8 protein-coding genes and 1 pseudogene are annotated in these 9037 nt (G+C 62.9%); 4 read left to right on the plus strand and 5 right to left on the minus strand.

What is annotated here, in order from left to right; translation table 11 throughout:
• The first annotated feature begins 102 nt into the window (after positions 1-102).
• The 3 genes from CN933_RS12915 (at position 103) to CN933_RS12925 (ending at position 3953) form a co-directional block, all read left to right on the plus strand.
• Positions 103-351, plus strand: coding sequence for a XapX domain-containing protein (locus CN933_RS12915; protein WP_102761738.1), 249 nt, complete (start codon positions 103-105; stop codon positions 349-351).
• Positions 348-2285: an amidohydrolase gene (locus CN933_RS12920; protein ID WP_102761739.1), complete on the plus strand. Its 1938-nt coding sequence runs from the start codon at positions 348-350 to the stop codon at positions 2283-2285. Before CN933_RS12915 ends, CN933_RS12920 begins: the two co-directional genes overlap by 4 nt.
• A 78-nt stretch (positions 2286-2363) precedes the next feature.
• Positions 2364-3953, plus strand: coding sequence for an MFS transporter (locus tag CN933_RS12925; RefSeq protein ID WP_102761740.1), 1590 nt, complete (start codon positions 2364-2366; stop codon positions 3951-3953).
• 45 nt (positions 3954-3998) lie between these two features.
• On the opposite strand, the gene CN933_RS12930 is transcribed toward CN933_RS12925, so the two are convergent.
• The 4 genes from CN933_RS12930 to CN933_RS12945 form a co-directional block, all read right to left on the minus strand.
• Positions 3999-4928 (minus strand): LysR family transcriptional regulator, encoded by a 930-nt coding sequence (locus CN933_RS12930; protein WP_102761741.1) that lies wholly within the window; start codon positions 4926-4928, stop codon positions 3999-4001.
• 215 nt (positions 4929-5143) lie between these two features.
• On the minus strand, positions 5144-5962 hold the full coding sequence (ku, locus tag CN933_RS12935; RefSeq protein WP_018098283.1) for a non-homologous end joining protein Ku: 819 nt from the start codon (positions 5960-5962) through the stop codon (positions 5144-5146).
• Positions 5963-6084: 122 nt separating this feature from the next.
• A complete protein-coding gene (gene ku, locus CN933_RS12940; protein ID WP_102761742.1) occupies positions 6085-6969 on the minus strand; it encodes a non-homologous end joining protein Ku in 885 nt (294 codons plus the stop codon).
• Positions 6970-7139: 170 nt separating this feature from the next.
• Entirely contained in the window at positions 7140-7793 is a 654-nt protein-coding gene (locus CN933_RS12945; RefSeq protein ID WP_102761743.1) for a hydrolase, read from the minus strand.
• Positions 7794-7948: 155 nt separating this feature from the next.
• On the opposite strand from CN933_RS12945, the gene CN933_RS12950 reads away from it, so the two are divergent.
• Positions 7949-8842, plus strand: a complete 894-nt coding sequence (locus CN933_RS12950; protein WP_102761744.1) for a LysR family transcriptional regulator — start codon at positions 7949-7951, stop codon at positions 8840-8842.
• An 80-nt stretch (positions 8843-8922) separates the two neighbouring features.
• Here the strand turns inward: CN933_RS12950 and CN933_RS12955 are convergent.
• Positions 8923-9037: pseudogene (locus CN933_RS12955) on the minus strand (IS5/IS1182 family transposase); the annotation flags it as partial.

The following is a 9037-nucleotide window of genomic DNA, read 5'->3' on the forward strand; positions in this document are numbered from 1 at the left end:
CCGGCGGCAGGCCGACCGTGGTCCTCGGAAAGCGCGCGCCGCCTTCCGGGGGCGGGCGGAGCCATCCCGGAATCGATCTAAACGCAGGGAAGGAGAGACCGCATGAAGATCTACCTGCTCTCGCTCGGCGCCGGCCTGCTGGTGGGCGTAGTCTATAGTCTGCTCGGCGTCCGCTCGCCGGCGCCGCCCGTCGTCGCCCTCGTCGGTTTGTTCGGCATGCTGCTCGGCGAGCAGATGCTACCGATCGCCAAGCGTGCCTTCGCCGGACAGGGCGTGACTTCTTTCGTCAAGACCGGGTGCGCCGAGCACGTGCTCGGACCGATGCCTCACAATCGGGAGAAGGACTCATGAGCTTCACCCGTCGCCAGACCATCGCCGGCGTCGCCGCGGCGGCGCTCTCCTCGCCATTCCGCGCCTATGCCAAGGAGACTCCCATGCCCAATAATGACCTGGTCCTCGTCAACGCCAAGGTGACCACGCTCGATCGTCAAAACCCGTCCGCCATGGCCATAGCGATCCGCAACGGGCGTTTCCTGGCGGTCGGTCCCGAAGCCGAGGCGCGGGCCGCAGCACCCGATGCAAGCATCATCGACGTGAAAGGGCGCCGCGTCATTCCGGGGTTGATCGACAGCCACACGCACGTCATCCGTGGTGGGTTGAACTACAATATGGAGCTGCGCTGGGATGGCGTGCCCAGCCTCGCTGAGGCGATGGCGATGCTCAAGGAGCAGGTCGACCGGACGCCTGCGCCGCAATGGGTGCGTGTCGTGGGAGGTTTTACCGAACACCAGTTCGCGGAGAAGCGTCTGCCGACCATCGGCGAACTGAACGCAGCCGCGCCGGATACGCCGGTTTTCATCCTCCACCTCTACGACCGGGCGCTGTTGAATGCGGCGGCGCTGCGCGTTGTCGGCTACACGAAGGATACGCCCAATCCGCCCGGCGGCGAGATCCTGCGCGATACGGCCGGCAATCCGACCGGCCTTCTGCTCGCTCAGCCGAACGCGACGATCCTCTATTCGACGCTCGCCAAGGGGCCGAAGCTGCCGCCCGAATACCAGCTCAACTCGACCCGCCACTTCATGCGCGAGATCAATGCGCTTGGCGTCACCAGCGTAATCGACGCCGGCGGGGGCTTCCAGAACTACCCCGATGACTATGAGATCGTTGAAAGGCTGCACCGCGACGGCCAGCTTACCGTCCGCATCAGCTACAATCTCTTCACGCAGAAGCCCAAGCAGGAACTCGCCGATTTCTCCTCCTGGGTGAAGCAGGTCTCACCGGGTGAGGGAGATGACAGTTACCGGCATAACGGTGCCGGCGAGATGCTGGTTTACTCAGCGGCCGACTTCGAGGATTTCCGCGTCGAGCGGCCGGAGATGCCGCCGAATATGGAGGCTGACCTCGAGCCGGTCATTCGCCTGCTGGCGGAGAACCGCTGGCCGTGGAGGCTCCATGCCACCTATGACGAGACGATCGGCCGCGCGCTCGATGTCTTCGAGAAGGTGAATCGGGACATCCCGTTCACCGGCATCAACTGGTTCTTCGATCATGCCGAGACGATCAGCGATCGCAATATCGACCGCATCGCCGCGCTTGGCGGTGGCATCGCCGTGCAGCATCGCATGGCCTATCAGGGCGAGTATTTCGTCGAGCGCTACGGCGCGAAGGCGGCCGAACGCACGCCGCCGATCCGGAGAATGATGCAGGCAGGGATTCCCGTCGGCGCCGGAACCGACGCGACGCGGGTGGCGAGCTACAATCCCTGGGTGTCGCTCTCCTGGCTGGTGACGTCAAAGACCGTCGGCGGTCTGCGTCTTTATCCGCAAGCCAATCGCCTCGACCGCGAGACCGCGCTTCGGCTCTGGACCGAGGCCAACACCTGGTTCTCCGGCGAGCAAGGCAAGAAAGGCCAGATAAAGGTGGGGCAACTTGCCGATCTGGCTGTGCTCTCCGACGACTATTTCGCTGTGCCGGATGACGACATCGTGCATCTGCGGTCAGTGCTCACTCTTCTCGGCGGTAAGGTTGTGCATGGGGACGGCGAATACACCCCGCTTGCGCCGGAGCTTCCGAAACCGATGCCCGACTGGTCGCCGGTCAGCACCTTCGGCGGCTACCATAAGACGCCGGAGGCGCGCGCCAAGTTGTCGCTGCGCTGCGGATGCGCGAACGGCTGTGCCGTGCATGGCCACGACCACGCCGCCGCGCTCGGCGCCAGTGTTCCCACGGCCGATTCCAGAACGTTCTGGGGTGCATTTGGCTGCGGTTGTTGGGCAGTGTGACGTGACAGGCAATACGCTCCTCGAGCTGTCGCTTGATCGGGGAACTCATTTCGATTCCAGCCGTCGGACGGAGCTGACATGACTGCACACCAATCTGCCGCGGCAAGTAAGGCCGGCCCGCTGAGCTTTCCGGTTTTCCGGGCGCTGTGGATCGCAACCATCGTTTCCAACATCGGCACATGGATGCACGATGTCGGCGCCGGCTGGCTGATGACCTCGCTGTCGCCGAGTCCTCTGCTGGTTGCGCTCGTGCAGGCAGCGACCACCTTGCCGATGTTCCTGCTCTCGCTGCCGGCAGGCGCGCTGGCCGATACTGTCGATCGACGTCGCATGCTGCTGGCGAGCCAGACGCTCGGTCTGGTTGCCGCGGCAGTTCTGGCCGGGCTGACCTGGCAGGACCTGACGACGCCCTATGTGTTGCTGGCCGCCACATTGGTGCTAGGGATATCCGCCGCCCTTACCGCGCCCGTCTTCCAGGCGATTGTACCGGAACTGGTCGATCAGCCCACGCTGCCGGATGCGGTCGCACTCAACAGCCTTGGGATCAATATCGCCCGCGCGATCGGCCCGGCGCTCGGTGGTGTGATCGTTGCCGTGGCCGGAACCGCCGCTGTCTTTGCGCTCAATGCCCTATCGGTCATTGCGGTGCTCGTCGTGCTCATCAGATGGAAGCGTCCGGCCGACTCGCATGCCCTGCCGCCGGAGCACTTCGTCGGTGCGCTGAAGGCCGGATATCGCTATGCCCGGCATGCGCCGGCACTTCGTCTGGTGCTCGTCCGCGCCGTCGGCTTCTTCGTCTTCAGCAGCGCGCTGTGGGCCATGCTGCCGCTGGTCGCGCGGCGCGGTCTGGGGCTCGACGCAGCCGGATATGGCGCCCTGCTCGGCTGCATGGGTGCCGGAGCGGTTGTCGGGGCATTGCTGCTCAAGAAGCTGCGCCGGCATGTTCCTGCCAACACGCTCTCCATCGGCGCGACGCTGCTCTTCGCTCTGGCCACCCTGTTGCTGGCGATCACGTCGAACGCCTGGGCGGCGGGCGTCGTCATGGCGATTGCCGGCCTTGCATGGATCGCCATGCTGACATCTCTCAACGTCGCCGCGCAGATGGCCTCGCCCGGCTGGGTGAAAGCGCGAGCGCTTGCTGTCTATCTTCTCGTCTTCCAGGGAGCCATGACGGGCGGCAGTGTCCTGTGGGGCTCGGTCGCCGCACGGACCGATGTCACGACGGCGCTTGCCATCGCGGCAATCGGCCAGGCGGCGGCACTCGTTCTCGCGGCGATCTGGCGTCTTCCCAGGGATGCAGGCGTCGACTTGGCGCCCTCGCACCACTGGGCTGAACCCGTGGTCTCGGTACAGCCCGCCGGCGACCGCGGACCAGTTCTGGTCGAGATCGAGTATCGGATTGCACCCGAGAGGACGGCCGAGTTCGTTGCGGCCCTGCGTCGCTTCCGATCGGTACGGCAACGCGACGGAGCGATCCGCTGGGATGTGTGGGAAGACGTTGCCGAACCCGGGCGGGTTGTCGAGAGCTTCGTGGTCGAAAGCTGGCCGGAGCATCAGCGCCAGCACGCCCGCGTCACCCATGCCGATCAGATCGACCAGCAGACGCTCAACGCCTTTCATATCGGTGATCACCCGCCGATCGTGCGTCATCTGCTGAGACCATTGTAATCTTCACCCGAGACCACACCGGACGGGAACGCTTCTCCCGGTGCTCTAAATGTCGGAAAGTCCGGCTTCCTCGATGTCAGCGGCTCCGAGCGTCACGAACTGGTTCAGCAGCCACGCCGCGGCCGGTCCCGGCGGGGTATCCCGGCGCCAGATGCCGCCGAACCGGTAGATGCCACCCCTGTGGTCCGGCATGGAAAGCCGGAGCAACGCGCCGCTTGCCAGATCGGGTCGTATGAGTGGAAGAGGCATGTTTCCCCAGCCGATTCCCTCGCGCAGCAGCGCATGCTTCACGCCAAGATCCGCAAGCCGCCACGTACGCGGGCTGTGCACGAAAAAGTCCCGGCCTGCGGTAAAAGGGGAACGGTCCGTCAGCACAAGCTGGACGTGGTCGCGGGCATCGCCCGGCGCTATCCGCTCCATGCGCCCGAGCGGGTGATGGGGTGCCGCCACCGGGACCATTGATACGGAGCCTGCCGCGATGCACTCCACGCCTCGAACGCCGGTCGCTAAGGGACCGGAGATGCCGATCATGGCCTTGTGGTCCAGTACTGCCGCAGTCACCGCTCCGAGCGCCTCGACATGCAGTCGCAGCGATACCGTCGGAAAGGCTTCGGCGAAGGCTCGCAGCACCTTTCCCAGCCGCTCCGTCGGCAGCATCACGTCGACGGCCATATCCACTTCTGCTTCCAGGCCGTCATGCAGCGCCTTGACCTTGGCGCGCAGGCCCTCGATGCCCTCGGCGAGGCCACGCGCTTCGGCGAGCACTGCGCGCCCGGCGGCCGTGAGTTGCGGTTTGCGCGTGCCCTTGCGCTCGAACAGCTCGAGTCCGAGCTGCGCTTCGAGATTGGCCACGCCATAGGTTATCACAGAGACGGCGCGGTTGAGCCTGCGCGCGGCCCCGGCAAAGCTTCCGCTATCGACCACCGCCAGAAAGACGCGGAGCTGCTCGAAGGTCGGAGTTCCTGGATTCGACACTTTCCAACTTTCTGGAACAATACGAAGAAAACCATTCAATTATACCCAGCATATCGGCAAGGCTACACTTGCGATAGCCGCCGCACGGATGGCTGCGACCGCCCTGATAACCGCGGAGCGCAGGCCAACCTGGTTGACGACCTGGCGATGTTGGATGAACCGTTGTTGCCACCCTCGCGGTACCCGGATCGCTCCGGCAACGCAGGCCGCTCGACTCAAGACTTCTTGCCTCCGGGTTTCTTTTTCTCCAGGCTTCCCTTGAGCGCCGCCATGAGGTCGATGACGTTCCCGGCATGGACCGGCTCTCCCTCCTTGCCTTTCGGCTTGGCTACCTTCTTCGCAGACTTCCGCTTGCTTTCTATGATTTCGAGCAGCTTTTCCTGAACGGGATCGCTGACCATATCCGGGTTCCATGGCTTGCTGCGTTCTTCGATCAGCGAGGTGACGAGGCTCATCAGCTTCGGATCGTCATCCCCATCGCCAATATCGGCGAAATAAGTCTCCGGCTTGCGCACCTCGTCGCCATAGCGAAGGGTCCATACGATGATGCCTTTGCCGCACGGTTCCAGCATCACGGCGCGTTCGCGCCGGCCGATCACGAGCCGGGAAATGCCGGCGACCTTCTCGGCTACCATGGCGTCGCGGATCACGCTGAAAGCTTCGTGGCCGACCTCGTCCGAGGGCGTAAGGTAGTGAGGCTTCTCCAGCCAGATCCATTCTATCGCCTCGCGCGGAACGAACTTCTCGATGTCGATCGTCCTGGCGCTTTCGAGCGCCACGCTCTCAAGTTCTTCGTCCTCGATTACCAGGAAGTCGTTTTCGCCGCGCTCGTAACCTTTCACCTCGTCGTCGTCGTCGACCTCTTTGCCGGTCACTGCATCGACGTACCGGGAGACGACACGGTTGTTGGACTTGCGGTTGAGCGTGTGGAAGCGGACCTTCTCGGACTCGCTGGTCGCCGGCATCATCGAAACGGGGCAGGTGACGAGCGAGAGTTTCAGGTAGCCTTTCCAATATGGACGCGGGGGCGCCATCGTTCACCTCCCTGGATCATGATTGTTTTTAGGCCGGTTCGACCTGAAAACATGCACGTGACCGGTTCCAACAGGTAGAGCGGGATGCGGGCGAAAAATCGCAATACTTTCCTCATCCCGCTCTAGCTTGCGCGGCGGCGCTGGGCGGGCGCGCTCTTTGCAGCCGTTTTCGCCTTGGTCTTTGCCGCGCTTTCCTTGCTCGCGCGCTTCTTCGATGCCGCCGGCGGCTTTTTCATCCCGGCGCTCTGGCGGAGCGCCTCAAGCAGATCATTGGCTTTCGAGACCTTCGGCGGTGCGCGTTTCGGCAGCGACTTGCCTTCAAGCTTTGCCTTGATCAGTTCGGCGAGCGCAGCCTCGTAGCGGTCGTCAAATTCTTCGGCCGAGAAGGTGCCCTTCTTCATGCCGATGATGTGCTTGGCAAGATCGAGCATCTCGCCCTCGATCTTGATGTCCGGAATCTCCTTGAAGGCCTCCTTGGCGCTCCGAACCTCGTAGTCGAAGTTCAGGGTCGTAGCGATCAGGCCCTTGTCGTGCGGTCGAAGCAGAACGGTGCGCATGCGGCGGAAAAGGACCGTTTGGGCGATTGCGGCGACCTTCTTCTTGCGCATGCCTTCGCGAAGCAAGGCAAATGCGTCGGTGCCCATCTTGTCGGGTGTCAGATAATACGGCTTGTCGAAATAGACCTTGTCGACGTCGTCGCAGGTAATGAATGCCTGGACCCGCAACGTCTTGTCGCTCTCCGGAACGGCGGAGGCGACTTCCTCCGGCTCGAGCACCACATATCGCTCGTCGCCGATCTCGTAGCCCTTGACCTGATCTTCCTTTTCCACCGGCTTGCCGGAGACACTGTCGACGAACTCGCGCCGTACCCGGTTTCCGGTTTCGCGGTTGACCGTGTGGAAGGCGATCCGGTCGGAGGTCGATGTGGCGGTGTACAGCGCCACCGGCGCAGTGACTTCACCAAATCGGAGGTAGCCCTTCCATTGGGCTCGTGCCGAGACTGCCATGGCTAACTCCCTGTATATCCGGGGAGTCAACCGAATCGCATTCCGCTTTGTTCCGGTACGGAGCGAATCTCTCGGAAGATTTACGCAGCTCAGCAGAATGGGGATGACGAGGCTCGACGAACGATCGGCTCACAAAGCGTCGTTCAAGATTCTCGTCATCCCCGCTCGGATCAGTCCGCGTCCCGTGGTACCGGCGTGTTGAGCAGTTGCTGCTCCCACAGGAAGGCGATGCCGCTGCCGGCGGCATGCTGCACAAGCACCTCCGAAAGCTCGGCGGCATGCTCCGTGCGGGCCCAGTCGCGCTGCCATTCCGCAGCCACCGACAGCCACGTCATCATGTTTGCGCCAGCCATGATCATGCGCTGGATCGCGACCTCATGGGCCTCGACCGATGTGCCGCCGGATGCATCGGTGACAACCGTCACGTCCCAACCTTCGCCGAGCGCCTGGATCGTCGGCATCGCAACGCATATCTCGGTCCACAGGCCCGCGATGATGATCTGCTTGCGTCCGGTGGCCTTGACCGCGTCCACGACCTTCTCATCCTCCCAGGTGTTGATGAACGTTCGATCGATCACCTCTTGGCCGGGAAACACGTCAGTGATCTGGGGGAAGATACGGCCGCCCCGGTCAGCGATCACGCTCGTCAGAATCGTGGGCACGCCGAAGGCCTTGGCGGCCTTCGCCAGAGCCGCCGCATTGTTGACCACCATCTGCGGCTCGTGGCTGTTCACGTTTGTGAGCTGATAGGGCTGGTGGTCGATCAGAACGAGGACCGAGTCTTCGGGTCGAAGAAGCGAATCAAGTCCGTTACGAGGGGTCATCAAGACTTCCTTTCTCTGCCGCTATGGACGGCAACGGGTTTCACGGGAGACATGCGCCAGCGGGCGACGTTGCCTGGACTCAATTTGCTGTTCCTTGTGGTGGTGCGATAGTGCCATAGTCAGACAAGCTGTGTCGCGAAACGAGGAACGCCGGATTGGATATCGAGGATCTACAGACATTCGTGGCAGTGGCCGATGCCGGGGGCGTATCGGCTGCCGCGCGCCGGCTCGGCGTCTCCAAATCGATCGTCAGTCGGCGGCTCTTTCGGATTGAAGCGGAGCTTGGGGTCCAGCTTCTTGCACGAACGACCCGCGGCGCCGCGCTTACAGAAGCGGGAGTGACGTTCAGAGATCATGCGGCCCGAGCCAGCGCCGAGATCGATGCGGCCAGGGAAACGATCCTCCCTACCGGTGATTTGCGTGGCCGCCTGAGGGTTGCCATGCCGCTTTCTTTCGGCCCGACCCACTTCGCCCCCGTGCTTGCGGAAATGGCGCAACAACACCCGCAGCTGCACATCCATACCTCCTACAGCGATCGCTTCGTCGATCTCATCTCCGAAGGTTTCGATTGCGCGATCCGGGTTGGTTACCTTCAGGACTCCAACCTCATCGCGAAGCGCGTCGGACCGATCTATGGAAAGCTTGTCGCAAGCCCGGCCTATATCGAAGCGCACGGTTCACCTGAGACGCCGGAGCAACTGGTCAACCATCAGGCCCTGATGCAGGGAACGGAAACCTGGCAGTTCATGGATGGCAGCCGGATTGTCACGGTTCAGCCGCAGGGCAGGTTCAAGGCCGACAACGCTATGGCGCTTGCCGCTGCCGCCGCGGCAGGACTCGGCATCGCCTGGCTCCCCGATTGCATCACACACGAATATGTGGCCTCCGGCGCGCTCGTCCCGGTCATGAGGCGCTACCCCCCACCTTCGGCGGGCGCGTATGTCGTCCGACCGCCGGGTCAGCACCCCGCGCGGAAAGTCCGTGTTCTCGTAGAAATGCTGATCGAGTACTTCGCACGAAATCCGGACGTTTGGGGCCTCGGCCGTTAGAACACGAACGGGCGAAGCGCTTTGTCAATGAATTCGACGGTCGCTCTGCTGCGAGCTTCTTTACCGCCTAGGACGTCGACTCATAAACTCTGACACCATATCCTCGCGGCGACGAGCTTTACGGCGGCGAGGTAGTTTTCCGGGTGCTTATCGTATCGGGTTGCGATGCCTCGGAACTGTTTGATCCTATTGAAG

The sequence above is a fragment of the Sinorhizobium sp. M4_45 genome (genome assembly GCF_002885915.1).
GTDB classification, from domain to species: domain Bacteria; phylum Pseudomonadota; class Alphaproteobacteria; order Rhizobiales; family Rhizobiaceae; genus Sinorhizobium; species Sinorhizobium meliloti_A.

Coding starts and splice junctions, on each gene's coding strand:
- CN933_RS12915 (WP_102761738.1), top strand. CDS start 103: ATGAAGATCTACCTGCTCTCGCTCGGCGCCGGCCTGCTGGTGGGCGTA.
- CN933_RS12920 (WP_102761739.1), top strand. CDS start 348: ATGAGCTTCACCCGTCGCCAGACCATCGCCGGCGTCGCCGCGGCGGCG.
- CN933_RS12925 (WP_102761740.1), top strand. CDS start 2,364: ATGACTGCACACCAATCTGCCGCGGCAAGTAAGGCCGGCCCGCTGAGC.
- ku (WP_018098283.1), bottom strand. CDS start 5,962: ATGGCGCCCCCGCGTCCATATTGGAAAGGCTACCTGAAACTCTCGCTC.
- ku (WP_102761742.1), bottom strand. CDS start 6,969: ATGGCAGTCTCGGCACGAGCCCAATGGAAGGGCTACCTCCGATTTGGT.
- CN933_RS12945 (WP_102761743.1), bottom strand. CDS start 7,793: ATGACCCCTCGTAACGGACTTGATTCGCTTCTTCGACCCGAAGACTCG.